Annotated in this window: 24 protein-coding genes; 9 read left to right on the forward strand and 15 right to left on the reverse strand. The window is 67.1% G+C overall.

All coding sequences use genetic code 11. From position 1 onward, the window contains the following. Positions 1-165: 165 nt before the first annotated feature. The gene (locus tag AVME950_RS20195) at positions 166-2,001 is read left to right on the forward strand and encodes an ABC transporter ATP-binding protein (protein ID WP_284431169.1); all 1,836 of its coding nucleotides are present in this window, start codon (positions 166-168) and stop codon (positions 1,999-2,001) included. A 234-nt stretch (positions 2,002-2,235) separates the two neighbouring features. Next, positions 2,236-2,388, forward strand: coding sequence for a hypothetical protein (locus tag AVME950_RS20200; protein ID WP_272569550.1), 153 nt, complete (start codon positions 2,236-2,238; stop codon positions 2,386-2,388). A 133-nt stretch (positions 2,389-2,521) separates the two neighbouring features. Here AVME950_RS20200 and AVME950_RS20205 read toward each other — a convergent pair whose 3' ends face one another. The 7 genes from AVME950_RS20205 to AVME950_RS20235 all read right to left on the reverse strand — a co-directional run bounded on the left by AVME950_RS20205 (position 2,522) and on the right by AVME950_RS20235 (position 8,744). Further along, complete coding sequence (locus AVME950_RS20205) at positions 2,522-3,442, reverse strand: NAD(P)/FAD-dependent oxidoreductase (RefSeq protein WP_284431170.1); 921 nt, start codon at positions 3,440-3,442, stop codon at positions 2,522-2,524. Next, complete coding sequence (locus AVME950_RS20210; RefSeq protein ID WP_272569551.1) at positions 3,432-3,893, reverse strand: Rrf2 family transcriptional regulator; 462 nt, start codon at positions 3,891-3,893, stop codon at positions 3,432-3,434. The genes AVME950_RS20205 and AVME950_RS20210 overlap by 11 nt, the downstream gene beginning before the upstream one ends. Positions 3,894-3,970: 77 nt before the next feature. Beyond that, the gene (locus tag AVME950_RS20215; protein WP_284431171.1) at positions 3,971-4,531 is read right to left on the reverse strand and encodes a sugar O-acetyltransferase; all 561 of its coding nucleotides are present in this window, start codon (positions 4,529-4,531) and stop codon (positions 3,971-3,973) included. A 162-nt stretch (positions 4,532-4,693) separates the two neighbouring features. Then, positions 4,694-5,017: a helix-turn-helix domain-containing protein gene (locus tag AVME950_RS20220; RefSeq protein ID WP_284399824.1), complete on the reverse strand. Its 324-nt coding sequence runs from the start codon at positions 5,015-5,017 to the stop codon at positions 4,694-4,696. Positions 5,018-5,048: 31 nt separating this feature from the next. Further along, the gene (locus AVME950_RS20225; protein WP_284431172.1) at positions 5,049-6,362 is read right to left on the reverse strand and encodes a type II toxin-antitoxin system HipA family toxin; all 1,314 of its coding nucleotides are present in this window, start codon (positions 6,360-6,362) and stop codon (positions 5,049-5,051) included. A 114-nt stretch (positions 6,363-6,476) separates the two neighbouring features. Further along, positions 6,477-7,766 carry a M20/M25/M40 family metallo-hydrolase gene (locus tag AVME950_RS20230; RefSeq protein WP_284431173.1) on the reverse strand — a complete coding sequence of 430 codons (1,290 nt, stop codon included), beginning with the start codon at positions 7,764-7,766 and terminating at the stop codon, positions 6,477-6,479. A gap of 90 nt (positions 7,767-7,856) precedes the next feature. Then, positions 7,857-8,744, reverse strand: a complete 888-nt coding sequence (locus tag AVME950_RS20235) for a LysR family transcriptional regulator (RefSeq protein ID WP_284431174.1) — start codon at positions 8,742-8,744, stop codon at positions 7,857-7,859. 98 nt (positions 8,745-8,842) lie between these two features. On the opposite strand from AVME950_RS20235, the gene AVME950_RS20240 reads away from it, so the two are divergent. Beyond that, positions 8,843-9,271, forward strand: coding sequence for a nuclear transport factor 2 family protein (locus AVME950_RS20240; RefSeq protein ID WP_284431175.1), 429 nt, complete (start codon positions 8,843-8,845; stop codon positions 9,269-9,271). On the opposite strand, the gene AVME950_RS20245 is transcribed toward AVME950_RS20240, so the two are convergent. After that, positions 9,258-10,184 (reverse strand): LysR family transcriptional regulator, encoded by a 927-nt coding sequence (locus AVME950_RS20245; protein ID WP_272563647.1) that lies wholly within the window; start codon positions 10,182-10,184, stop codon positions 9,258-9,260. The two genes, AVME950_RS20240 and AVME950_RS20245, sit on opposite strands and share 14 nt — an antisense overlap. Positions 10,185-10,292: 108 nt before the next feature. On the opposite strand from AVME950_RS20245, the gene metE reads away from it, so the two are divergent. Beyond that, complete coding sequence (metE, locus tag AVME950_RS20250; RefSeq protein WP_284431176.1) at positions 10,293-12,683, forward strand: 5-methyltetrahydropteroyltriglutamate--homocysteine S-methyltransferase; 2,391 nt, start codon at positions 10,293-10,295, stop codon at positions 12,681-12,683. Positions 12,684-12,697: 14 nt separating this feature from the next. Here the strand turns inward: metE and AVME950_RS20255 are convergent, their stop codons facing one another. Beyond that, on the reverse strand, positions 12,698-13,648 hold the full coding sequence (locus tag AVME950_RS20255) for a hypothetical protein (RefSeq protein WP_284431177.1): 951 nt from the start codon (positions 13,646-13,648) through the stop codon (positions 12,698-12,700). A 214-nt stretch (positions 13,649-13,862) separates the two neighbouring features. Between AVME950_RS20255 and AVME950_RS20260 the strand changes: the two genes are divergently transcribed. Further along, positions 13,863-14,021 (forward strand): DUF3309 family protein, encoded by a 159-nt coding sequence (locus AVME950_RS20260; RefSeq protein ID WP_284404388.1) that lies wholly within the window; start codon positions 13,863-13,865, stop codon positions 14,019-14,021. 81 nt (positions 14,022-14,102) lie between these two features. Here AVME950_RS20260 and AVME950_RS20265 read toward each other — a convergent pair whose 3' ends face one another. The 5 genes from AVME950_RS20265 to AVME950_RS20285 all read right to left on the reverse strand — a co-directional run bounded on the left by AVME950_RS20265 (position 14,103) and on the right by AVME950_RS20285 (position 18,717). After that, positions 14,103-14,366 (reverse strand): hypothetical protein, encoded by a 264-nt coding sequence (locus AVME950_RS20265; RefSeq protein WP_284431178.1) that lies wholly within the window; start codon positions 14,364-14,366, stop codon positions 14,103-14,105. Between the two features lie 127 nt (positions 14,367-14,493). Next, positions 14,494-15,024: an EF-hand domain-containing protein gene (locus AVME950_RS20270; RefSeq protein WP_284431179.1), complete on the reverse strand. Its 531-nt coding sequence runs from the start codon at positions 15,022-15,024 to the stop codon at positions 14,494-14,496. A gap of 201 nt (positions 15,025-15,225) precedes the next feature. Beyond that, entirely contained in the window at positions 15,226-16,677 is a 1,452-nt protein-coding gene (cycA, locus tag AVME950_RS20275; RefSeq protein WP_284431180.1) for a D-serine/D-alanine/glycine transporter, read from the reverse strand. A 568-nt stretch (positions 16,678-17,245) separates the two neighbouring features. Continuing rightward, positions 17,246-17,701 carry a DUF2846 domain-containing protein gene (locus tag AVME950_RS20280; protein WP_284431181.1) on the reverse strand — a complete coding sequence of 152 codons (456 nt, stop codon included), beginning with the start codon at positions 17,699-17,701 and terminating at the stop codon, positions 17,246-17,248. 107 nt (positions 17,702-17,808) lie between these two features. After that, positions 17,809-18,717: a LysR family transcriptional regulator gene (locus tag AVME950_RS20285; RefSeq protein WP_284431256.1), complete on the reverse strand. Its 909-nt coding sequence runs from the start codon at positions 18,715-18,717 to the stop codon at positions 17,809-17,811. A 252-nt stretch (positions 18,718-18,969) separates the two neighbouring features. Here AVME950_RS20285 and AVME950_RS20290 point away from each other — a divergent pair, with 252 nt between their 5' ends. The 4 genes from AVME950_RS20290 to mmsB all read left to right on the forward strand — a co-directional run bounded on the left by AVME950_RS20290 (position 18,970) and on the right by mmsB (position 23,219). Beyond that, a complete protein-coding gene (locus tag AVME950_RS20290; protein ID WP_284431182.1) occupies positions 18,970-20,508 on the forward strand; it encodes a CoA-acylating methylmalonate-semialdehyde dehydrogenase in 1,539 nt (512 codons plus the stop codon). Positions 20,509-20,561: 53 nt separating this feature from the next. Continuing rightward, complete coding sequence (locus AVME950_RS20295) at positions 20,562-20,987, forward strand: lysozyme inhibitor LprI family protein (RefSeq protein WP_284425624.1); 426 nt, start codon at positions 20,562-20,564, stop codon at positions 20,985-20,987. An 80-nt stretch (positions 20,988-21,067) separates the two neighbouring features. After that, entirely contained in the window at positions 21,068-22,234 is a 1,167-nt protein-coding gene (locus AVME950_RS20300; protein ID WP_284431183.1) for an acyl-CoA dehydrogenase family protein, read from the forward strand. A gap of 88 nt (positions 22,235-22,322) precedes the next feature. Continuing rightward, the gene (mmsB, locus tag AVME950_RS20305) at positions 22,323-23,219 is read left to right on the forward strand and encodes a 3-hydroxyisobutyrate dehydrogenase (RefSeq protein WP_284431184.1); all 897 of its coding nucleotides are present in this window, start codon (positions 22,323-22,325) and stop codon (positions 23,217-23,219) included. A 37-nt stretch (positions 23,220-23,256) separates the two neighbouring features. Here the strand turns inward: mmsB and AVME950_RS20310 are convergent, their stop codons facing one another. After that, positions 23,257-23,832: a retropepsin-like aspartic protease family protein gene (locus AVME950_RS20310; protein WP_284431185.1), complete on the reverse strand. Its 576-nt coding sequence runs from the start codon at positions 23,830-23,832 to the stop codon at positions 23,257-23,259. Positions 23,833-24,039: the final 207 nt, after the last annotated feature.

A 24,039-nucleotide genomic window follows, 5' to 3' on the forward strand; every position in this document is an offset into this window, starting at 1 on the left:
CCGCCGTTCGCCCAGGCCGCTCTGCGGGGGATTCTATGCAGCGGCCCGAAGCGCACCACGTCGGACACGATCGAGGGATCGGGATGGCGAAACGGCAGCGCCAAGACCCCGCGGGCACACGGCCGACGGCGGCCCCTTACGATGGCGGCCCAAGGAGTTGAGCCTGTGTTTGAGTTTTTCGAAAAGCGACTTCCCCCCTACCCCGGCAACGAACCCACCCTGCCCCCCAAGGATTTCATGGCTTTCGTGTGGTCCGGCACACGCGGGCTGCGCCGCTACGTGGTGATGATGGCGGGCCTGTCGGCCGCCATCGCGGTGTACGAGGCCCTGCTGTTCGCCGTGCTGGGCCATGTGGTGGACTGGCTCACCCAGGTCAGCCCCGCGGCGCTGTGGGCCGAGCGCCGGGGCACGCTGGCGCTGGTGATCGGCATGCTGCTGGGCAGCATCGTGCTGGTGGCGGTGCAGACCAGCGTCAAGCACCAGACGCTGGCCATCAATTTCCCGCTGCGCCTGCGCTGGAACTTCCACCGGCTGATGCTGGGCCAGAGCATGGCCTTCTATGCCGACGAGTTCGCGGGCCGCATCACCACCAAGATCATGCAGACGGCCCTGGCCGTGCGCGACATGATCTTCACCACGACCGACGTGGTGATCGGCATGGGGGTGTACCTGTTCACCATCCTGCTGCTGGCCGCCGGCTTCGACCTGCGGCTGCTGGTGCCCTTTCTGGTGTGGATCGTCTGCTACGGCCTGGCGTGCTGGTACTTCGTGCCGCGCCTGGGCCAGGTGGGCAAGGCGCAGGCCGATGCGCGGTCGGTGATGACTGGGCGCATCACCGACGCCTACACCAACATCGCCACCGTCAAGCTGTTCTCGCACACCCGGCGCGAGGCTGAGTTCGCCCGCGCGGCCATGGATGCGTTCAAGCACACGGGCTACGCGCAGATGCGCCTGGTGAGCCGCTTCGAGATCGTGAACCACATCCTGGTGGTGGCCATGATGATGGGCGCCTGCGGCACGGCCCTGTGGCTGTGGTCGCTGGGCCAGGTGGGCGCGGGCGCGGTGGCGGCCGTCACCGCGATGGCGCTGCGCGTGTCGGGCCATGCCCACTGGGTGATGTGGGAGATGACCACGCTGTTCGAGAGCGTGGGCACCATCCAGGACGGCATCAACACCCTCACCCGGCCACGCACGGTGGTGGACGCGCCCGATGCGCGCCCCCTGGCCGTGCCGCGCGGCGAGGTGCGGTTCGACAACGTGACCTTCGCCTACCAGGGCGGCAAGCCGGTCATCGACCGCTTGAACCTCACCATCCGGCCGGGCGAGAAGATCGGCCTGATCGGCCGTTCGGGCGCCGGCAAATCGACGCTGGTGAACCTGCTGCTGCGCTTTCACGACGTGCAGACCGGCCGCGTGCTGATCGACGGGCAAGACATCGCGCACGTGACGCAGGACAGCCTGCGCCAGGCGATCGGCATGGTCACGCAGGACACCTCCCTGCTGCACCGCTCGATGCGCGACAACATCCTCTACGGCCGGCCCGACGCGAGCGAGCAGGACCTGCACGCGGCCGCCCTTCGGGCGCAGGCCGCGGACTTCATCGACACGCTGACCGACCTGCAGGGCCGTCGCGGCTACGACGCCCACGTGGGCGAGCGCGGCGTGAAGCTCTCGGGCGGCCAGCGCCAGCGCGTGGCCATCGCGCGGGTGATGCTGAAGGATGCGCCCATCCTGCTGCTGGACGAGGCCACCAGCGCGCTGGACTCCGAGGTCGAGGCCGCCATCCAGCAGAGCCTGGACGGGCTGATGCAGGGCAAGACGGTGATCGCCATCGCCCACCGCCTGTCCACCATCGCCGCGATGGACCGCCTCATCGTGCTGGATGCGGGGCAGGTCATCGAAGAAGGCACGCACGCGCAGCTGCTGGCACAGGGCGGTGTGTATGCCCGGCTCTGGGGCCACCAGAGCGGCGGATTCCTGGGCGAGTCGGAAGAGGACTGAACGCAGCGCGCCGGGGCCCTGCCTCGACAGGGCCCCGGCGCAGATTCCACGCCGGCAGATAGCTATCATTTATATAGCAATCTGGCAACCATGTCCGAGCGCATTACCGGAGGTTACAGGTCGGCGGCGCCGTGCTCTTTAGACTCGCGCCTTTCCCAGCGCAATGCGGTTGACGCCGCAGGCCGCACCTTCCCTCCCCTTCCCACCCATTCATCACTCTTCAGAGGGAATCCCATGTCCGTTGCATCCATTCTCGGCATCTCGATCGGCGCAGGCGTCGGCACCTATTTTTCGCTCAAGAAAAACCCCATGCCGCAGGGCAAGCGCGTGCTCATGTGCGTGGGCGCCGGCGTCGTCGTTTTCGTCCTGCTCAAGATCATTCTCTGAGCGGCGCGGCGGCCCCGTGCTGCGGCAGCGGGGCCTAGCAGCCCATGGCGAGGCGGCCGCCGCAGCGCCGCCACCCTTCCCTTCTTCCCATCTACCCTCCCACGCTTTCGGGCCGTCCTCCGGCGCCCGGGCATCACGTCCCGAACACCAGCGCCTTGTGCAGCCACACGCCCGCCATCAGCCCGTTGGCGGATGCCAGCGTTGCGTTGTGGCCCGGCATGGCCGCGTCTCCCGCGGCAAACACACCGGGCACCGTGGTCTGCTGCGTGGCATCGGTGCGGATCACCAGGCCGGCCGGCCCCTCGTCGAAGGCGCAGCCCAGTTGCTCGGCCAGCGGGCTGGCCATGTGCGTGCGCGGCGGCACGAACAGCGCCTCGATCGGCACCCGGCGGCCATCTTCCAGGCGCACGCCCGACAAGGCGGGCGCGTCCCCTTCCAGGCCCGCGATGCGCGCCGGCTCGAGGGTGATGCCGCGGGCGGCCAGCTGCGCCAGCGATTCGGCATCGGGCGCCTCGTGGCCATTCAGGAACAGCGTCATCGGGCCCCAGTCGGCCACGAGCAACGCGTGGTGCACCGAGGCGGGCGCGGCGTACAGCGTGCCCAGCGGCCGGCCACCGACCTCGTAGCCGTGGCAATACGGGCAATGCAGCACGGTGGCGCCCCAGCGCTCGCGCAGGCCATCGACGGCAGGCAGCTCGTCGCGCACACCGGTGGCCAGCAGCAGCTTGCGGGCGGCCAGCGACTCGCCCGAATCCAGCGTCACGGCGAATTCACCGTCACCGCCCTCACCTGCCGGGCCGAAGGCTCGGGCCTGCGTGGCCGTTCCCGCCTTGAACGTGACGGACGGATAGGCCAGGAGCTGGCGGCGCGCCAGCGCGATCATGTCCTGCGGCCGCTCGCCGTCCTGGCCGAAGAACCCGTGCGACGCCGCCGCGAAGCGGTTGCGCGGCGCGCCCGCATCCACCACGCACACGCTGCGCCGGGCGCGAGCGATCTGCATGGCGGCGGACAGGCCGGCAAAGCTGCCGCCGATGACCAAGGCATCAAACCGCATGGGACACCTCCTTCATCGACAGGCCACTCTGGGCAAAGCGGCGGTGGAAGTCGCGCGACAGATCGGCCAGGGTGATCTGCTCCAGGCGCGCCAGCAGCAGCGCCTCGGCCTCTCGATAAGTGCCGTCGAGCGCGGCGTTCACCGCCTGCTCCACCAGGCATTCCGGGCGCTCGGTGCGGTGGCCGACTGCGAGAAACGGCGGCTCACCCACGGCACGGTGGATGTCGGCCAGGCTCACCTCCTCCAGCGGGCACGACAGCACCCACCCGCCGCCATGGCCCTTGGCCGAGGCGACGAAGCCCGCCTCGCGCAGGCCCGCCATCACCCGCCGCACGACGACGGGATGCGTGTGCATGGCCTGCGCCAGCGATTCGGAGGTGGACGGGGTGTCGTTCTCGGCCATGTGCAGCAGCACATGGAGAACGCCGGATAGCTTGCTGTCTTGTTTCATGCAACATTATTAGTTGCATGAAAAAGATCTGGCAAGCGAAGGGGCATGCGAGGCGGGCGTCTCCCCGCGCCGGTGTTTCAGCCCTGGCGCGGCGGCAGCACCCTGGCCGGGTTGCCCACCACGGTGGCGCCGGCAGGTACATCGCGCGTGACGACGCTGCCCGCGCCGATGATCGCGTCGTCCCCTACCGTCACGCCGGGCATCACCAGGGCGCCGGCACCGATCCACACGTTGCGGCCGATGGTCACCGGGCGGCCGAACTCCAGGCCCTGGGCCCGTTCCTGCGGCGACCGCGGGTGGTCCGCCGCGAGCAGTTGCACGCCCGGCCCGATCTGCGTGCCGTCGCCGATGCGCACTTCGACCACATCCAGGATCACGCAGTTGAAGTTGAGGAACACCCCCGTGCCCAGGTGGATGTTGAAGCCGTAGTCGCAGTGGAACGGCGGGCGCACCACGGCCCCCTCGCCCACCGAGCCCAGGTGCTCGGCCAGCAGCGCGCGCCGCTCGGCGGGGTCTGCGGCCATCGCCGCGTTGTAGCGCACGAGCCAGCGTTTGTTGGCCGCCATGTCGGCCTGGAGTTCGGGATCGCCGGCGTGGTAGAGCCGGCCGGCCAGCATGTGTTCTTTCTGTGAGGTCATCGGGCCATTGTGAAGGCGCCGCGGGCGCAGGCAGTCGCCCGGGTGACCCCGTGGAGGGGTTCAAGCCAAAATGGCCACCAGCACAATCAACACTAAGGCATACAGCTATTAAATTGATAGCAAACAGAATGCCGCGCGTTGTGTGCCGCGCGTTGTGGCCCGTCAGGCAACGGGGCCACCGCCGTCGTCCGGCGCCACGGGCTCCACCGGTGCCCGCACCACCCCCAGCCGCAGACCGAGCACGCCCAGGATGCGGTTCATCGTCTGCACCGTGCCCGGGCTGCGGCCCTGCTCGATGTCCTGCAGCGCGCGGTGCGAGATGCCCGCCAGGCGCGCCAGTTCGGCCGAGGTCAGCCGCAAGGTGCTGCGCAGGTGGCGGATGGACTCGCGCAGGGTCCATTGCGGGTGGTCCAGCAGGTCCTGCACGGCCTGGCGGCGCAGCAGCAGTTGCTGTGCCAGTGGAAGGGGGGTGTAGCGTTTGTCCATGCGAAAGGGGCCCGCTTTTCAAGTGTTGATGTCACTGGGCCTGCAGCGCCTGCACCTGGGCCGCGATGGCAGGCTGCAGAAAGCGGTGCACCTCCGGCTCCAGGCCGAAGCCACCGCCGTCGCGCGCCACTGCTTCCAGGGGGCCGGCCAGGTCCCGCAAGGCCTGGGCCAGCGGGGCGCGCGGCAGTCCGCATTCGGCGGCGACGGTGTCCAGCACCCGGCGCCAGTCCGGCGCACCGTCGTCCCCCACCGCCCAGCGGATGCGCCGTGCGATGCCATCGGGGTGCAGGTACATGGGCGCGAAGTCGAACACCGGCGTGAGGGCGATGCGCCCGTCGAAACCGCGCTGCACGGCCGTGTTGCGCGCGTGGTTGTCCTTGTTGCCCAGCGCCAGGTTGGCCACGTCGCGGCGCAGGTACTCCGCCACTTCGGCAGCGGGATCGGTGCACACGCGGGCCAGCTGGCGGCACACCTCCTCGTGCGAGGGCACGGCGCCGAATCCCGCCCGGCCGGTGAGCGTGGCGATGCTTTCCTGCGCCAGCCGCACCACGCCGCCGCCCTGCCCCGAGCCACGCGCCGCGTCGCCGGCGATGCGGTCGAAGCGCGGAATGAAAAGCGCCCGGTCGCGCAGCACCAGCGGCGCGTGGACTCGCAGTCCCAGGTGCCGGGCAATGGCCATGTAGGGCGCCTCGTGCCGCAGGATGGCCGCGAGCCGCTCGTTCGTGCCGCGGCCGAACTTGACGATGAAATGCGCTGCCGCCTCGCCATCGGGCAGCGAGTGGTCCAGGTGCAGCAGGCCATCGCTGGCCGAGCGCGTGAGCAGCACCTTGGGCCATTCGCCCTGCACGCCCGACGACCCGGCCACGAAAAGCCCGTGGCGGCCCAGGTAGTCCATGAAGTCGGACGACCGCTCGGCCACCTCGGCATCGGTGAAGCCGCGGCGCGGCCCGGTGCGCGCCTGCAGCCAGTCGGCCGCCTCTTTCACCCGCAGGTGGCCGATGGGGTTGCCGGCCCCGGCCAGCAGCAGCGGCCAGTCGGCCACGGCTTCCGACGCCTCGGGCAGGCCCAGCTGGCGCAGCAGCTCTTCGCGGCCATGGCCCTGGGGCAGCAGGTCCGCCAGAAAGCCGGGCCACTGGCGCAGCTCCAGCGGCTCCAGCCCGGTGGCGAAGCCGCTGGCCAGCGCCCAGGCATCGCGCCGCCCCCCGTGCTCGACAGCCCATTCCACCGCATACCCGGTGTAGCTGGGTGTGCGCCAGCCCTGGGCGGGATCACCCAGCAGCAGGACGCTGGCGGCGTCGTGCCACCGGCCCTGGGCGTGGATCTGGAGCGTGCATTGCGGCTGCATATGCACAGAAATATATCAATATTGCTGCCTTTTAGCCATACAATATGGATAGTTTTCTGCCAAAAAATGGGTAATTGCGGAGCGAAACCTTCTTTGCCCCGCGACACCACTGGCTTACTTGAGCACGCCGCGCGAAATGTCCATCACCATGCGCGTGGCCAGGTACAGCCGGGGCACGATGGTGTCGATCTGCACGTATTCGGCGTTGTTGGAATGCGCCCCGTAGCCCGACAGGCCCATGCCCTCCACCACGGCGCCGCGGGTCTTCAGCGCGGCGAACGCTGCGTCGGTGCCGCCGCCGGTGGCCTTGTCCAGCACGTTCAGGGGCAGGCCCAGTTCCTGGTAGATGGCCTTGCCGTGGCCGGCCACGCGGCGCGAGGCGTCGTTGGCCTCCAGCGGCGGGCGGCGCACTTCGAACTTCACCGACACCTTGGATTCGGGCAGCAACCTGGTCTGCACCTTGGCCTGCAGCTCTTTTTCCAGCCCGTCGAAGTCCGCCACGCGCAGGGCGCGGGCGTCCGCCTGGGCCGTGGCCTCGGCGGGAATGACGTTGCGGTTGGTGCCGGCCTGGGCCACCGTCCAGTTCAGTTTGAGGCCCTGCTCGGGCTTGGACAGGTCCTTGAGCTGCAGCAGTTGGTGCGACAGCTCGTAGAGCGCATTCACGCCCTTTTCGGGCGCGGCGCCGGCGTGCGAGGCCCGGCCCTGCACCGTCAGGTAGGCCGCGCCGATACCGCTGGTGGCCAGGCGCAGGCTGCCGTCCGTGCCGCCGCCCTCGAAGGAAAACACCGCATCCTGGTCGGCCGCGACGCGGGTGATGGTGCTGCGCGCGCCGGGCGAGCTGATTTCCTCATCGCCGTTGATCAGAACGGTGAGCGTGCCGTACTCCTTGAAGCCGAGTTTTTGCAGCAGGCCCACGGTGTGCAGGATGGTGGCCACGCCCTGCTTGTCGTCCGCGATGCCCAGGCCGTAGGCCTTGCCGCCATCGATGCGAAAGGGCTGGTCCTTCAGCATGCCTTTGAGATACACCGTGTCCATGTGCGCGATGAAGAGGATCTTCTTCGTGCCGGAGCCCTTGAACTCGGCATGCACCGCCGGGCCCACCTTCTCGGGCGTGTCGTCCAGGCGATAGATGTCGGTGGGCTGCAGGATCTCCACGGTGCCACCCTGGGCCTTCAGTTGCTGGGCAATGCGCGCGGCGATCTGGTTCAGGCCGTCGATGTCCTTGCTGCCCGACTCGATGTGCACCAGGTCGCGCAGCGTGTCCAGCAACGGCTGCTGCTCCTTTTGCGCCAAGGCGTGCACGTCGGCCACCGGTGCGGCCTGCGCCAGGGTGCCGGCGAAAGCCAGGGAAAGGAATGCGATCAATGGACGCACGAACGATGACGGGGTTTGCGAGGAATGCATGGTGGCAACAGTGGGCATGAATGGGAGAAAAGCCATTATGGGCCGCTGCAACGGAAACTTCACACCCTCTGATTTCTTGCAACATCCCATTCAACCGTGGGACTGCGATAGGGAGGGATCGGTGGCGACCCACTGCGGATCGATGCGCGATGGCCGGGTACGCAGTTCGAACAGCCACATGCCATAAAGCGGCAAGGCCTCGGCGAGTTGAAGCGCCCTGACCACCGGCGTCGCGGCGCCAAGCAGTGCCGGATGGGGCACGACGGCCAACAGATCGGATTGCCCCACCAGATGGAGCATGCTGGCGAAATCGGGACAGCGCACCGCGATCTTGGGCACAGGCATGCGGCGCACGCGGTGCGCCTCGGTGAGCACATCGACGGGACCTTTGACGCTGGGCCCGACGCAGGCCCACGCAGCGCCCTGCAGCTGCGCCAACGTTCGGGCCCGTGCCAGGGGATGGCCGCGGCGGGCATAGACCTGCGGCTGCAGCTCGTAAAGCAGGCGCTCGGACAGGTCCGGGTGCGCAAATTGGCGCGGCTTGGGCGCGATGACCGCATCGAACCGCCCCTGCAGCAGCCCGGCGAGCAACGCGCCCTCGTCCGCCGTCGCCATGTCGAGGCTGCGCCGGGGATTAGGAAGGCACCAGCGCGCATACAGCACGGGGCCCCAGACCAGGGCGGCGGATGGCGTCAGCCCGACGCGCAGCACGTTCCGGTCGGGTGCAGGCACTGGCTTGAACCCCAGCGCTCCCATGCGCTGCCCCAGCGACGACGATTGCGCCGCCACCGATCGCGCCAGCTCGGTCGGCACATAGCGGCGCCCCGCTCGGACCAGCAAAGGGGCGGAAAAGTGCGCCTGCAGCGCCTTCATTCCCTGGCTGATGGCAGGCTGGGAGACGCCACAGGCCTGTGCGGCCCGGGCAAAAGAGCCATGCTCGACGACCGACCGAAGGTATTGCAGATGGCGCAGATACATAAGCACCCTTTATGTATGGGCACCGATTGTGGCTTGCCGGACAGCGCCGGCGCCGCCAAGCTAGGGCGATCTCCCCAGCGACCCACCAAGGACACCGCATGACCACGCACCCGCTCGACACCGTCAAGGCCTACCTGGGCCACCTCCACGCCAGCGATACCGAGGGCCTGATCGCCTGCTTCGAAGACGACGGGCTCGTGCACTCGCCTTTTCTCGGCACCCTGGGCGCCCGCGACTTTTTCCACCGGCTCGCGCAGGCCTCGAATGGCAGCGTAATCACCGTGCTGGACCTCTTCACCTCGGTGGCACCGCAGGACGGCGGCGCCGTGCGCATCGCAGCCTACTTCCGCTACGACTGGACTTTGAGCGACGGCCGCGAGGTGGCCTTCACCTGCGTCGATGTCTTCACCTTTGACCCAGGCAGCCCACGCATCCGGGCCATGCAGATCGTCTACGACACGCATCCCCTGCGCGAAGAGGTCGGTGACAAATACGCACCGGCACCGCCGCCGACTACAGCAGCGTGACGGCCTTGAGCGCAACGAAGCTCGTCTCGCGAATCACGCCAACGAAGTCCTGCAGGTAGTGCCGGCCCGACAACTGCGGCAGGCAGGCCGCGTGCAGCTCGCCCATCAGGCCCTGCTCGCCCACGGGCCGGGCGGTGACATAGCCGCGGTCCAGATAGCTTTGCACCGCCCAGAGCGGCAAGGCCGCCACGCCGCGGCCGCTGGCCACGAGCTGCAGCATGGCGACGGTGAGTTCCGTGGTGCGCCGGGGCGGGCGGATGCCGGCGGGCTCCAGCACCTGGCGCACGATGTCCAGCATCTCGTCAGGCACCGGGTAGGTGATGAGGGTCTGGTCGGCAAAGTCCTGCGCGGCCAGCCACGGCTTGTCGGCCAGCGGGTGCCCGTTGGCCAGCAGCGCGCGGATCTCGAATCCGAACAGCGGGTGGTGGTCGACGCCCGCCTCGTCGCCGTCCACCTCCGACACGATGGCCAGGTCGGCCCGGTCCTGGTGCAGCAAGCCCACCGGGTCGGCGTGAAAGCCGCTCACGATGTCCATCTCCACCTCGGGCCAGCGGCTGCGGAAAGCGTCCATCGCGGGCATCAGCCAGTCGAAGCAGGTGTGGCATTCCACGGCGATGCGCAGTTGCCCGGCGGACGCCATCGACAGCCGCGCCACGTCGCGCTCAGCCGCTTCCACCTGGGGCAGCAAGGCATCGGCCAGCGCCAGCAGCCGCGTGCCAGTGGCGCTGAACTGGGGCGGCACGGACTTGCGCTCGAACAGGGGCGCGTTGTAGCGGTCTTCCAGCAGCTTGATCTGGTGCGACAGGGCCGACTGGGTGAGATTGAGCAGTTGCGCGGCGCGAACCAAGCTGCCGCTGTCGCGCAGGGCGGCCAGGGTGCGCAGGTGGCGGATTTCCAGGATCGACTGGTTCATTAGTTATTCTCAAGATGAAGGCACAAAACTTTCGTTTGAATAATAAATGCAATCACCGGACCATGGCGGCCTGCCTCAGCGCACCACCCATTCAAAGGAATTTCGACCATGGCCCAATCACCCATCTCCACCCACACGCTCGGTTTTCCGCGCATGGGCGCACACCGCGAACTCAAGGTCGCGCTGGAAAAGCACTGGCGCGGCGACCTGACGTCCGAGGCGCTGGAAGCCGTGGGCGCCGAACTGCGCGCCCGCCACTGGCAGGCCCAGCGCGACGCGGGCCTGGCCTTCGTCACCGTGGGCGACTTCGCCTACTACGACCATGTGGCCAACCACATCCAGCTGCTGGGCGCCGAGCCCGCGCGCTACAGCTTCGTGCCTGGCCAGCCCGAACTGGCCCGCTACTTCAAGATGGCCCGTGGCGAGTCCACCGCCACCGCTGCCGTCTGCCAGGGCGAGTCGGGCCAGGGCGCCTGCGGCCACGCACCCGCCACGCCACACGCCAGCCAGTTCGCGCTGGAGATGACGAAGTGGTTCGACACCAACTACCACTACCTCGTGCCGGAATTCACGCCGTCCACCCACTTCCGATTGGCCAGCGAGCGCCTTTTCGACGAGGTGGCCGAGGCACAGGCCCTGGGCCACCCTGTCAAGGCGGTGCTGCTCGGGCCCCTGAGCTTTCTTTACCTGGGCAAGGAAAAGGCCGAGGGCTTCGACCGCTTTACGCTGCTGCAGCCGCTGCTGGACGTGTACGAACAGATCCTCGCGCGGCTCAAGCGCCAGGGCGTGGCCTGGGTGCAGATCGACGAGCCCATCCTGGGCCTGGACCTGCCCGATGCCTGGCGGCACGCGTTCGAGCCGGCGTACTGGCAGCTCAACCGCGCCGGCGCCCAGGTGCTGCTGGCCACCTACTTCTCGCCCCTGCAGGAAAACACCCGGCTCGCGTGCCAGCTGCCCGTGGCCGGCCTGCACGTGGACGCCGTGCGGGCGCCGGAGGACCTGGTGGCCGTGACCGACTGGCTGCCCAGCCACAAGCTGCTGTCGGTCGGCATCGTGGACGGCCGCAACATCTGGCGGGCCGACCTGGACGCCGCGCTGGAGCGCCTGGCCGCCATCGCCGCCAAGCACCGGGGGCCGCTGTGGATCGCGCCTTCGTGCTCCCTGCTGCACGTGCCTTTCGGCCTGGCGTCGGAAGACCGGCTCGATGCCGAGGTGAAATCCTGGCTGGCCTTCGCCCTGGAAAAGCTCGGTGAGCTGCAGACCCTGCAGAGCGCCCTCAACGGACAGCCCGATGTGGCGGCCCTGGCCAGCGCGCGCGCCGCCATCGACAGCCGCCGCGCCAGCCAGCGCGTGCACCGCCCCGATGTGGGCCGGCGCCTGGACAGTGCCCCGGCCGGCGCCGACCAGCGCACCGCCCCCTTCCCTGTCCGACAGGCCGCGCAGCGCCAGCGGCTGCAACTGCCGCTGCTGCCCACCACGACCATCGGCTCGTTCCCGCAGACCGCCGAGATCCGCGCCGCCCGCGCCGCCTTCAAGCGCGGCCAGCAAGCCCCGGACACCTACCGCGCCGCCATGCAGGCCGAGATCGAACGGGCCGTGCGCACGCAGGAGGCCCTGGGCCTGGACGTGCTGGTGCATGGCGAGGCCGAGCGCAACGACATGGTCGAATATTTCGGCGAACAGCTCGACGGATTCGCCTTCACCGCCAACGGCTGGGTGCAAAGCTACGGATCGCGCTGCGTGAAGCCCCCCATCCTCTTCGGCGACGTCGCCCGGCCTCGGCCAATGACGGTGGACTGGACCGCCTTCGCGCAAAGCCTCACCCCGCGCCCCATGAAGGGCATGCTGACGGGGCCCATCACCATCCTGCAGTGGTCTTTCGTGCGCGACGACCAGCCGCGCAGCCGCACGGCCGAGCAGATCGCCTGGGCGATCCGCGACGAGGTGACCGACCTGGAAGGCGCCGGCATCGGCATCATCCAGATCGACGAGCCCGCCATCCGCGAAGGCCTGCCGCTGCGCCGCGCGGACTGGAAGACCTACCTGCAATGGGCGACCCGGGCGTTTCGCATCAGCGCATCGGGCGTGCGTTCGACCACGCAGATCCACACCCACATGTGCTACAGCGAGTTCAACGACATCCTGCCCGAGATCGCGGCCATGGATGCCGACGTGATCACCATCGAGACCAGCCGCTCCGACATGGAGCTGCTGCGGGGGTTCGGGGCGTTTCAGTACCCCAACGAGATCGGTCCTGGCGTGTACGACATCCACTCGCCCCGCGTGCCCGGCGTGCAGGAAATGCGGCGCCTGCTGGAGAAGGCCGCGCAGGTCGTTCCGGTGGAAAACCTCTGGGTCAACCCCGACTGCGGCCTGAAAACCCGCGGCTGGCCCGAAACCGAAGCCGCGCTGCGCAACATGGTGGACGCCACTCGCGCGCTGCGACGCGAGTGGGCGATCTTGAACGTGGCAGAGCCAGAGGTGGCAGCCAGCGCCTGAGAACTTTTGATGGCTTATTTGGGTGCTGCGTCGACCATCGCTTTGGCCGCAGCTTCGACGGTCTTGCGATTAGCCTCAGCCATTTTGGCAATCACGTCGCGAATAGCCGCTTGTTCCTGAATCCTGACATTCAACTCAGTCAGCGCGTTCGCGTTGGCCTCCTGCTGTTCTTGCATCCGTATCAGCCGCTGCGTCTTTTCGTCAACCTGGATTTCTTCATGAAAACCTTGGTTTCCTGGACCAGCATTGATGTGCACATCGACATCGATGTCGCGCTCATCGTCGGAGCCGCTGTCCGAAGGAGGCGGCCCTTCCATGTGCACATCGATTTCTTCATGGGTGTCATGATTTTTCGGCGCGGTGCTGATGTGGACATCCAGGTCCAGCTCAGTCTCGCTGTCGGAATCGGTGTCCGAAGGAGAGGGGGCGTCCATACCCAACTTGATTTCTTCCGGGCTGCTGTGGCTCGGCTTCACCGGCAACGGTGGTGGCGGTGGTGGCGTGGGCGGGCCGCTGACAGGCACCTCGGTCGCTTCGGCAGGTACCTGCTCCTTGGAAGGAGGCGTCATCGTGATGATCGCGTCTTCATTACCGCTATTGGTCTTCTGCATTTTCTGGAAAAGCGGGCTGCTGTGAAGGTCATTCAGCAGGGAGGCTTTACCGTCATTGGAATTTTTACCATCGCGCGATTTGATCAGGCTGTCGCGTACCGCTTCGGCACTCAGTTCTCGCTTCTGGCTCTGAATCAGCGAGTTCTTTCGCAGCAAATTGATGTTGGAGCGCGGTGCCAAGCTGCCTCCAAGCTCCCCTTTCGATTGGCTATTGGCCTGCAGGCCGTCGGGACCACCCAGGCTTTTGCGCGATTCCGACCTCTGAAGGGTCGGCTCCTTGATGGAACCTGAATCCTTCAGGCCGGGAAGCCCTCCCAGCTTATTGGAGGAAAGGTTATTCACAGAAGTAGTCATGGCAAGCCTGGGCGTGGATCGATGGTGATCGAAGTGTGCGCAAGCCCGCCGCCCTTCCCCCAAAAGTAGCGAAGGCATCACCCTCGAAGCGAAGGCGGCAGCACAACTTTGCATCGGACCCCTCCTACGAGTGCAGGGCCCCCAGTCCTGCCGAAACAATTGTTTCAGCATTCGACACTTGGTCTACCGATACTCACCTACTCCAAAGGAAACCATGTCTATTTCTCTCATCCTGCTCATCGTGCTGATCTTGATCTTGATCGGTGCCCTGCCTACCTGGGGCCACAGCCGCTCGTGGGGATACGGTCCCAGCGGCGGTATCGGATTGGTGGTGGTGATCCTGTTGGTCCTGCTGCTGATGGGCCGGATATAAGCCCCATCGACGCCGTGCTATCGCGGTGTCGATTTTTCAAAAAGGCGGCCTACCAAGGCCGCTTTTTTTCGTCTGTTCGGCTTAAGAAACACCCCAGAACAGGGCCAAAGCCAACAACCCATAAAAAGAGAGACCGACGATTCCCAATCCGGCAGTCGTAAAGACGCGTTGCCCGTCTCGTTTGAACGACAGAGCGCCCGACGGGCCATGAATGCGGCTTTCTTTGGCTTGCATTCGCTCTGCGCGCCAACGGCCCCCACTGGCGAAGCCGATCACCAGCCGGCCCGTGAACACGAAGAGGAGTTCGAAGACCGACCAAAGCAAAAAACCAATCAGATCACCCACGAGCGAAGTCCTAATGCGGAAGCCAGCAAGGATGCTGAGTATTGCAGGTGCTGCGATTCGGTCCTGAGCCAGCAAATGTTCGCAAGTGCGGCCCTTTGCCCACGGCCCCCGTGGCTCTCACCACCGATCACGCAGGCCGCTTCTCCGCCGCGATGAATGCCATCGAGAATCGGGCGAACTCCTTGCCGTCCACCACCCCATTGGCATTGCCCCCCTGATCCATCAACTGCAGGATGGCCTGCGACAGTTCGCTGTTGCCGGTCTTGGCGCCAGAGGTGTCTCCCAGGCTCTTCATGAATTCTTCCTGGGAGATCTTGCCGTCGTGGTTGGCATCGAACCCGGCCGTCAGCTGCTCTTTCTGCGCCTGGGTCGCACCGAACTGGGTGAGCAGCTCTCCAAAACTCTCCGCGGAGACCGACCCGCCCTGCGACGACGCGAGGGAAGACCGCGCCGCCACACCCCGAGCGGATGCGGCCGCGCTCTGGCCCGCCACGCCGGACAGCGCCTCGGCTTCTTTGCTCAAGGTGATCTGCGTGGAGGGCTCGGCGGGCGAAGCGCCGCTGTCCCGCGCGGAAGCCGAGGGTTTCGCCGCCCCGGAAGACGACGCGTTGAACAGCAGGGATGCGACCGATGCAAGGCCGGAAATAAGGGGTGTCATCGCCAAAGTACTCCTGTCGGTGGCGAAGCAGTCCACACAAGAAAACGCCCTTCGCCCGGCCCATGCAGGGTAGGCCCTGGTGAAAATTCCAATGGGGCGAAAAAGCCCCGATCTCCAGGCCATTAACTGTCATCGCTCACCCGAGCCGCCCCATTGATGGCCCTCCGGCGCCATGCGCAATGGCGGCCAGCGATCGGGAAATCAGACCCGCTCGGATACCACGCGGGCACCCAGCGCCCCCGTCGGGGCATGGCCCGGTGCCGGCAGCCGGCGCCGGACGAACTGATATGCCAGCGCCAGCAGCACGAACCAGGCGGGCGTGGCCAGCAGGGCCTGGCGCGTGTCGGCCTCGAACGACAGCAGCACCACGATGCCGGCGAAGAACGCCAGGCACACGCCGCACATCCAGGCGCCGCCCGGCATCTTGTACAGCGAGGCCGCATGCAGCTTCGGCCGCTGGCGGCGGTAGGCCATATAGGACAGCAGGATCATCGACCAGACGAACATGTAGAGGATGGCCGAGACGGTGGTCACCAGCGTGAAGGCCTCCACCAGGTCCGGAATCACCCACATGAGAAAAGCGCCGGCCAGCAGGCAGGAGCAGGAGAACAGCAGTCCACTCGAAGGCACGCCCCGGCGCGACAGCTTCGCGAAGCGGCCGGGCGCCACGCCTTTCTCGGCCAGGCCGAACAGCATGCGGCTGGTGGAAAACACCCCGCTGTTGGCCGACGAGGCCGCCGAGGTCAGCACCACGAAATTGATCACGCTGGCCGCCGCGGGCAGCCCGGCCAGCACGAACAGCTCGACGAACGGGCTCTTGCCGGGCACCACCTCGCGCCACGGCGTGACCGCCATGCTGGCCACCAGCGAGAACACATAGAACACGATGATGCGCAGCGGAATGGAGTTGATCGCGCGCGGCAGCGTGCGCTCCGGGTCCTTGGCCTCCGCGGCGGTCGTACCCACCAGCTCGATGCCCGCGAAGGCAAACACCGCGATCTGGAAGCCGGCGAAGAACCCCATCCAACCGTGCGGGAACATGCCGCCGTCGTTCCACAGGTTGGCCAGGCTCGCCGTGCGACCGGAGGGCGAGACGAAATGGGCATAGACCATGTAGAACCCGGTCGCCACCAGCGCCATGATGGCCACGATCTTGATCATGGCGAACCAGAACTCGATCTCGCCGAAGAGCTTCACCGTGAGCAGATTGAGCGACAGCAGCAGCCCCACGCAGGCCAGCGCCGGCGCCCACTGCGGCAGGTGGGGGAACCAGAATTGCGAGTAGGCCGAGATGGCGATCACGTCGGCGATGCCCGTGATGATCCAGCAGAACCAGTAAGACCAGCCGGTGAAGAACCCGGCCCAGGGGCCGAGCAGATCGGCCGCGAAATCGATGAAGGACTTGTACTGCAGGTTGGACAGCAGCAACTCGCCCATGGCCCGCATCACGAAAAACAGAATGAAGCCGATCATCATGTAGACGAACACGATCGACGGCCCCGCGAGGCTGATCGTCTTGCCAGAGCCCATGAAGAGGCCGGTGCCGATGGCCCCGCCGATGGCAATGAGCTGGATGTGCCGGTTGGACAAACTGCGCTGCAGATGGTCGCTGTCGTGCCGGCCCGGAATGTCGGGCGAAACCTGGGTTGCCATGGAAAACCTCCTGATTGATGTTGTTTCTTCGGCGCGAAGGGCATTCAGGGCGGCCACTGCCGTGTCTGGATGGATCGCGCTTCCGGGCTTCTCTCCCAAGACGCACGGCGCGGTACGCCGGACTGGCCCGGCTCAGGGTATTCCCTCCCTGACCGATGGAAGGGCGGGAGGATAAACCAGTCACGCCCCAAATGGGTGCAGCGCTGCTTCCAAAAGTTGGCGGATCGGGTCAGCCGCGTGGCTGTGGGACCCAAGGGCAAGCCGAGCAGTGGATCCGCAACGAGGGCCCGCCATCGTGTGGTGTATCAGGGGGGTAGGTCGCTCATCGGCCCGGATTATTTCTGGCTCGAATCCGGGGTTTTGAATCGGCGATTATTCAAACAGGTTGAACCGATTATCCGAAGGAGCGATTTTTCGAGGCGAATCCAGCAGGCCCTCGCGCCGGTCAATCACCGCGACGGAGGGCCGCCGAGTCAGCACGATCGTCTGATCGATAAACGGCCGCGCCGATCGCGGGCGCCGGCAGCCCGCAGGGTGCAGCCGACGCGCTGCGATCGGTCCGGCGGCGTTATCTGCTGCAGGTGCCTGCCGTAGCCATTTCAAGCTTCGCCACGGCGGCCTTGCCTTCAGCCTCGGGGATCAGTTCGACGTAGGTCCTCCCAGTGAACGCACCGAACTGCATGTATTGCCGGATGAAGTAGTTTTTGCCTTTCTCGAACATCACCTTCAACTCGTTGGGCGAGAACTCGGAATCCGTGGCAATCACGTGCTCTTGTCCACCGGCAACTTCCGTGTGAAAGAAGACATCCGGACCAGATTCCCCCAGACATTTCCCATCCAGCCAAACATTTCTCGTGACTGCTTTGCCTATAAAACTGTCTCGATAGACATAAAGCCCTGAATGACCTTCGCTGGGCTGCGAAAATTCCTTTGACTTTGCCGAAGCTTCCCTACTTTCCATCTTCACGGAAGCGCATCCAGTAAACAGAGCGGACACTAAAACAATCAAAGCCAATTTCTTCATGGGTTTCTTATCAACGAAATTCGCAGGGCATGTTCTCGGGCATGCAAACGGTCAAACCACTCATGTGGTTCCGAGGCGGCGAAATCATACATTCAGTTACGTTCTTATTATTCCGACGCATCCGGCGAGTGAATGATTTTGAGCGTCTTGTCGGAAGACACCTCCTTCAGCCAGGTCCAGACCGCCTGGATGCGTGCCTGGTGCTTGGCCTCCGCCGGCATGCTCATCCAGAAGGTCCGCGTGAACCGGGCCTCTTCGGGCAGCACCCGGGCCAGCACCGGATCGCGGTCGGCCAGAAAGGCCGGGAGCACGGCCAACCCCGCGCCGGCGCGCACCGCTTCGTATTGGGCCGTGATGCTGGTGCTGCGAAACGCGAACCGCGCCGGCCGGTGCAGTGCGTCCAGAAACTGCAGTTCCTTGGTGAAGAGCAAATCGTCCACATAGCTCACGAAGGCATGGTGGCGCAGATCGTCCCGGGTCGAGACCAGCGGGCGACGGGCCAGGTACTCGCGCTGGCCGTACAGGTGCAACGTGTAGTCCGCCAGCTTGGCGACGATGACCGATCCCCGCGCGGGGCGCTCCAGCGAGATGACGATGTCTGCCTCGCGCCGGGACAGGTGCAGCATGCGCGGCAAGGCCAGCAGGTCGATGGTGAGGCCGGGGTTCTTCTGCGTGAGCCGTGCCAGGTGCGGCGCGAGGATGAGTGTGCCGAAGCCTTCCGTCGCGCCCACGCGCACCACCCCGGACAGGCCCGCCGCGGCATTGGCCGGAGCCGCGCGCTCCAGGCCGAGCACGGCGGTTTCCATGGCCTCGACGGCGGGCAGCAGTTGCCGGCCCGCCTCCGTCAGGCGGTGCCCGCCGGCCTCGCGTGCGAACAGCGGTGCGCCCATCTGCTTTTCCAGCGACTGGATGCGGCGGGCCACCGTGGTGTGCTCCACGCCCGTGCGGCGTGCCGCGCCGGCCAGGGTGCCGGAGCGCGCCAGCTCCAGAAAGTAGCGCAGGTTGTCCCATTCCATCGTGTGAGGCCCTCTCATCCATGTGTTCTTCGTGGGGCGCGTGCTGGCCGGCCAGCTGCCGCCTGTGCAAATTTGCAAACCCAAGGTGCATGCATGCGCCTTGTGCTGGCAATTTCGCACAGCTAGGATGCGCAGGCCACCGGGATTTGCCCGCGGTTGCGGCCCGGGCGCCCTGCCGGGCCGCCAGCCCCGGCCGGGCAAATGCCATTGTCCCGGCCCCGCATGACAGAAACACACAGGAGACAAGACACCATGGACGCATCCATCACCGCTCAACAGGCCCCACAGGCCGCCCAAGCCCCCACCGTCAAGCTGCTGATCGGCGGCCAGTTCGTCGAGTCCCAAACCACCCAGTGGCGCAACGTAGTGAACCCCGCCACGCAGGAAGTGCTGGCGCGCGTGCCCTTTGCCACGCCAGAGGAGATCAACGCCGCCGTCGCCTCGGGCAAGGAAGCCTTCAAGACCTGGAAGAAAACGGCCATCGGCGCCCGGGCGCGCATCTTCCTCAAGTACCAGCAGCTGATCCGCGAGAACATGGCCGAACTGGCCGCGATCCTGACGGCTGAGCAAGGCAAGACGCTGCCCGATGCCGAGGGCGATGTGTTCCGCGGCCTGGAGGTGGTGGAGCACGCCAGCGCCATCGGCAACCTGCAGCTGGGCGAGCTGGCCAACAACGTGGCCGGCGGCGTGGACACCTACACGCTGATGCAGCCGCTGGGCGTGTGCGCGGGCATCACCCCGTTCAACTTCCCCGCCATGATCCCGCTGTGGATGTTCCCCATGGCGATCGCCACGGGCAACACCTTCGTGCTCAAGCCCTCCGAGCAGGACCCGATGGTGACCATGCGCCTGTGCGAGCTGGCGCTGGAGGCCGGCGTGCCCCCGGGCGTGCTGAACGTGGTGCACGGCGGTGAGGACGCGGTGAACGCCATCTGCGACCACCCGGACATCAAGGCGATCAGCTTCGTGGGCAGCACCAAGGTGGGCACGCACGTGTACAACCGCGCCAGCCTGAACGGCAAGCGCGTGCAATGCATGATGGGCGCGAAGAACCACGCCATCGTCATGCCAGACGCCAACAAGGAGCAGACGCTCAACGCCCTGGCCGGTGCCGCCTTCGGCGCCGCGGGCCAGCGCTGCATGGCGCTGTCGGTGGTGGTGCTGGTGGGCGAGGCCCAGCAGTGGATTCCCGACCTCGTCGCCAAGGCCAAGACGCTCAAGGTGAGCGGCGGCACCGACAAGGGCACCGACGTGGGCCCATTGGTCTCGTGCGCAGCGAAGGACCGGGTGGAACACCTGATCGAGCGCGGCATCGCCGACGGCGCCAAGCTGGAACTGGACGGCCGCAAGCCGCAGGTGGCGGGCTACGAAAAAGGCAACTTCGTCGGCCCCACGGTGTTCAGCGGTGTGAAGCCCGGCATGTCCATCTACGACCAGGAGGTCTTCGGCCCGGTGCTGTGCCTGGGCGCGGCGGCCGACATCGATGAAGCGATCGCCTTCATCAACGACAACCCGAACGGCAACGGCACGGCCATCTTCACGCAGTCGGGCGCGGCAGCCCGCAAGTTCCAGGAAGAGATCGACGTGGGCCAGGTGGGCATCAACGTGCCGATTCCCGTGCCCGTGCCGCTATTCTCGTTCTCGGGCTCGCGCGCTTCCAAGCTGGGCGACCTGGGGCCGTATGGCAAGCAGGTCGTGCTGTTCTACACGCAGACCAAGACGGTCACGGCGCGCTGGTTCGACGACAGCACCATCTCGCACGGCGTGAACACCACCATCAGCCTGAAGTAGCCCGCTGGCGCGGGAGCGGCCGGCCGGGGCCGCGCGGTGCTACAACGCCAAGGATGCACATTCTCAAGATCACGACGAAACGGTGGGCGGCGCTCGCCTGGGGCGGCGGCGCGGCCTGCGCCCTGCTGTTCAGCGCGGGGGCCCACGCCCAGGCGGGCGCACCCTGCCGACCCGAGGGCACGGTGGCCGAGACCAATGCCTGCGCGGTGCAAACCTACCAGCAGGCGGACACGGCCATTGCGATTCTCTACAGCGACGTGATGCGCGCGCTGTCGGCCCACGAGCGGCCGCAGCTGCGGCAGGAGCAGACCGCCTGGCAGCGCCAGCGCACCATGCTGTGCAAGCAGGGCACCCAGTCCACCGAGGGCCTGCCCGAGTGGCCGCGCCTGTATCACGCCTGCCTGACCGCCGAGACCGAGGCGCGCCGCCAGGGCTTGATGCGCTGGCTGACGCTGGACCATCCCTCCGCCAAGCCGTAACGCATCCGCCACCGTCCACCCCGCCCCGCCCGCAACGAGACAAAGCAGAACAACGAACGACCGCCAGCGAGAACCGACCCATGGACTTTGAACTGACCGAAGAACAGCGCGCCTTCGCCGAGACGGCCCGCGACTTCGCGCGCGCCGAACTGGCGCCGCACGCAGCCCGCTGGGACGCCGAGGGCATCTTCCCGCGCGAGGCGATCGCCGCGGCCGGCGCCCTGGGCTTTTGCGGCCTGTACGCCCCCGAGAACGCGGGCGGCCTCGCCCTGCCCCGGCTCGACGCCACCCTGGTGTTCGAGGAAATGGCGGCGGTGGACCCCTCCACCACGGCCTTCATCACCATCCACAACATGGCCACCTGGATGCTCGGCACCTGGGCGACCGATGCCGTGCGCGACCGCTGGAGCCCCCTGCTAGCCAGCGGCGAGAAGCTCGCCTCGTACTGCCTGACCGAGCCCGGCGCGGGCTCGGACGCGGCCTCGCTCAAGACCCGGGCGGAGTTGGCAGGCGCCGAATACGTCATCAACGGCGCCAAGGCGTTCATCAGCGGCGCGGGCAGCACCGACGTGCTGGTGCTGATGGCCCGCACCGGCGACGCCGCATCGGGCGCGGCGGGCATCAGCGCCTTCGCGGTGCCGGCCGATGCGCCGGGCATCCAGTACGGCAAGAAGGAAGAAAAGATGGGCTGGAACAGCCAGCCCACCCGCACCATCAGCTTCGACAACGTGCGCATTCCGGCCGACCACCTGCTGGGGCGCGAGGGCGAGGGCTTCAAGATCGCCATGAAAGGCCTGGACGGCGGGCGCATCAACATCGCCACCTGCTCGGTGGGCGCGGCGCAAGGCGCGCTGGCCCAGGCGCAGCAGTACATGCAAGACCGCAAGCAGTTCGGCAAGCCCATTGCGAGCTTCCAGGCGCTGCAGTTCAAGCTGGCCGACATGGCGACCGAACTGGTGGCCGCGCGCCAGATGGTGCGGCTGGCGGCCTCCAAGCTGGATGCGGGCGCGCGCGATGCCAGCACCTATTGCGCCATGGCCAAGCGCTTCGCCACCGATGCGGGCTTCAACGTGTGCAACGAGGCGCTGCAGCTGCACGGCGGCTACGGCTACATCCGCGAGTACCCGCTGGAGCGCCTGATGCGCGACGCGCGCGTGCACCAGATCCTGGAGGGCACGAACGAGATCATGCGGGTCATCATCGCCCGCCGCATGCTGGAGGGCGACGCGCCCGACGCCATCCGCTGACCGAATTCACTACCAATTTCATAGCAACATGCCCTAGTACTTATTGCGCCAGAGGCCTGTTTCATTCAAAACCAAAGGAGACACTTCCATGAAGATCGCATTCATCGGCCTGGGCAACATGGGCGGCCCCATGGCGCTGAACCTGCACAAGGCGGGGCATGAGGTCCGCGCGTTCGACCTGTCCCAGCCGGCGCGCGACAAGCTGGCCGAAGGCGGCGTGGCCATTGCGGCCGATGCGGCGGCGGCTGTGCAGGGCGCCGAGGTGCTCATCAGCATGCTGCCCGCCAGCCAGCACGTGGAATCGCTGTACCTGGGCAACGGGCAGCAGCCCGGACTGCTGCCGCTGCTGGCCGCCGGCACGCTGGTGATCGACTGCTCCACCATCGCCGCCGCCACCTCGCGCAAGGTGGCCGAGGCCGCCCAGGCGCGCGGCCTGGCGTTCATCGACGCGCCCGTCTCGGGCGGCACCGGCGGCGCCGTGGCCGGCACGCTGACCTTCATGGTGGGGGGCGATGCCGCCGACCTGGAGCGCGCCCGCCCCATCCTGGAAAAGATGGGCGCCAACCTGTTCCATGCCGGCGCCGTGGGCGCGGGTCAGACGGCCAAGATCTGCAACAACATGCTGCTGGGCATCCTGATGGCGGGTACCAGCGAGGCCATCGCCCTGGGCGTGGCCAACGGGCTGGATCCGAAGGTGCTGTCCGAGATCATGCGCCGCAGCTCGGGCGGCAACTGGGCCCTGGAAAAGTACAACCCCTACCCCGGCGTCATGGAAACCGCCCCCGCCAGCAAGGGCTACGCGGGCGGCTTCGGCACCGACCTGATGCTCAAGGACCTGGGCCTGGCGCAGGAGAACGCCATGGCCGTGAAGGCCGCCACGCCGCTGGGAGGGCTGGCGCGCAGCCTGTATGCGGCGCACAGCCTGGCCGGCCAGGGGGCGCTGGATTTCTCCAGCATCATCCAGGCGGTGCAAAAGAAGGGCTGACCCGCAGCGGGGCAGCGCCCAGCCCCCGGGCCCGCCCTCAGCGGCGTGGCCGCAGCACCATGCGGTCGCGCCCGATCTCCACGTCGAAGTGCTGCAGGAAATTCTGGCCCAGCAGCGCGTCCTCGTCATCGTCGCCCGTGTACCCCGTGCCCACGCGCAGGCCGGACACGGCCAGCGAGCGCACGGTGACCGAATCGGCCACCACCACGCGGCCCTGGCGCGTGCCGTTGGCGGTGCGGAACTGCGTCACTTCCCCGCCCGTGAGGCTGGCCTTGCGCGCGAGCGCATCGGTCACGCCCACCAGGCTGGCGCCGGTGTCCACCATGAACATGACGGGCTGGCCGTTCACCGTGCCGGCCACGCGAAAGTGCCCGTCGCGGTGCCGGGGGATCACCAGGGCACCCTCCGCCGTCACGCTGGCGCCGCGCGGCTTGAGGTAGTGGTCCATGGCCACGTACAGGACGCCCATCAATGCGAGCCAGAAGGCCAGGATGCCCCACATGCCCCGACGGGCCAGCGCGCGCGTGCGGCGCTCGCCGGGCACGTGTGCGTCTTCCACGTCGCCACCGCCCCGCGAGACCAGGCGCTGGCGGTCTTCGCCATCCGATGCCATTCGTTGTCCTTCCGGAAATGTGCTTGGGGCGAGTATGGCCCAGGCACCGCACGTTGCCGCGCCGCGCCAGGCGCATCGCCGCCGTTGTCCTACGCCTTGCGGGCCCGCATGCGGTCATCCTCGGGCCTTCGCCCGCGGCGCCGCCAGGGCACCGCGCGACCACGGTTGCAGCCACTGATCCACCCTTGGCGCCAGGACCGCGCAACG

Origin of the sequence: Acidovorax sp. SUPP950 (assembly GCF_030158935.1) — a bacterium.
Lineage (GTDB): Bacteria > Pseudomonadota > Gammaproteobacteria > Burkholderiales > Burkholderiaceae_C > Paracidovorax.

Coding starts and splice junctions, on each gene's coding strand:
- AVME950_RS20215 (WP_284431171.1), bottom strand. CDS start 4,531: ATGACCTCACAGAAAGAACACATGCTGGCCGGCCGGCTCTACCACGCC.
- AVME950_RS20295 (WP_284425624.1), top strand. CDS start 20,562: ATGCACATTCTCAAGATCACGACGAAACGGTGGGCGGCGCTCGCCTGG.
- AVME950_RS20210 (WP_272569551.1), bottom strand. CDS start 3,893: ATGAAACAAGACAGCAAGCTATCCGGCGTTCTCCATGTGCTGCTGCAC.
- metE (WP_284431176.1), top strand. CDS start 10,293: ATGGCCCAATCACCCATCTCCACCCACACGCTCGGTTTTCCGCGCATG.
- AVME950_RS20270 (WP_284431179.1), bottom strand. CDS start 15,024: ATGACACCCCTTATTTCCGGCCTTGCATCGGTCGCATCCCTGCTGTTC.
- AVME950_RS20205 (WP_284431170.1), bottom strand. CDS start 3,442: ATGCGGTTTGATGCCTTGGTCATCGGCGGCAGCTTTGCCGGCCTGTCC.
- AVME950_RS20220 (WP_284399824.1), bottom strand. CDS start 5,017: ATGGACAAACGCTACACCCCCCTTCCACTGGCACAGCAACTGCTGCTG.
- AVME950_RS20245 (WP_272563647.1), bottom strand. CDS start 10,184: ATGAACCAGTCGATCCTGGAAATCCGCCACCTGCGCACCCTGGCCGCC.
- AVME950_RS20255 (WP_284431177.1), bottom strand. CDS start 13,648: ATGACTACTTCTGTGAATAACCTTTCCTCCAATAAGCTGGGAGGGCTT.
- AVME950_RS20285 (WP_284431256.1), bottom strand. CDS start 18,717: ATGGAATGGGACAACCTGCGCTACTTTCTGGAGCTGGCGCGCTCCGGC.
- AVME950_RS20300 (WP_284431183.1), top strand. CDS start 21,068: ATGGACTTTGAACTGACCGAAGAACAGCGCGCCTTCGCCGAGACGGCC.
- AVME950_RS20260 (WP_284404388.1), top strand. CDS start 13,863: ATGTCTATTTCTCTCATCCTGCTCATCGTGCTGATCTTGATCTTGATC.
- AVME950_RS20225 (WP_284431172.1), bottom strand. CDS start 6,362: ATGCAGCCGCAATGCACGCTCCAGATCCACGCCCAGGGCCGGTGGCAC.
- AVME950_RS20235 (WP_284431174.1), bottom strand. CDS start 8,744: ATGTATCTGCGCCATCTGCAATACCTTCGGTCGGTCGTCGAGCATGGC.
- cycA (WP_284431180.1), bottom strand. CDS start 16,677: ATGGCAACCCAGGTTTCGCCCGACATTCCGGGCCGGCACGACAGCGAC.
- AVME950_RS20280 (WP_284431181.1), bottom strand. CDS start 17,701: ATGAAGAAATTGGCTTTGATTGTTTTAGTGTCCGCTCTGTTTACTGGA.
- AVME950_RS20230 (WP_284431173.1), bottom strand. CDS start 7,766: ATGCATTCCTCGCAAACCCCGTCATCGTTCGTGCGTCCATTGATCGCA.
- AVME950_RS20200 (WP_272569550.1), top strand. CDS start 2,236: ATGTCCGTTGCATCCATTCTCGGCATCTCGATCGGCGCAGGCGTCGGC.
- AVME950_RS20310 (WP_284431185.1), bottom strand. CDS start 23,832: ATGGCATCGGATGGCGAAGACCGCCAGCGCCTGGTCTCGCGGGGCGGT.
- AVME950_RS20240 (WP_284431175.1), top strand. CDS start 8,843: ATGACCACGCACCCGCTCGACACCGTCAAGGCCTACCTGGGCCACCTC.
- AVME950_RS20290 (WP_284431182.1), top strand. CDS start 18,970: ATGGACGCATCCATCACCGCTCAACAGGCCCCACAGGCCGCCCAAGCC.
- mmsB (WP_284431184.1), top strand. CDS start 22,323: ATGAAGATCGCATTCATCGGCCTGGGCAACATGGGCGGCCCCATGGCG.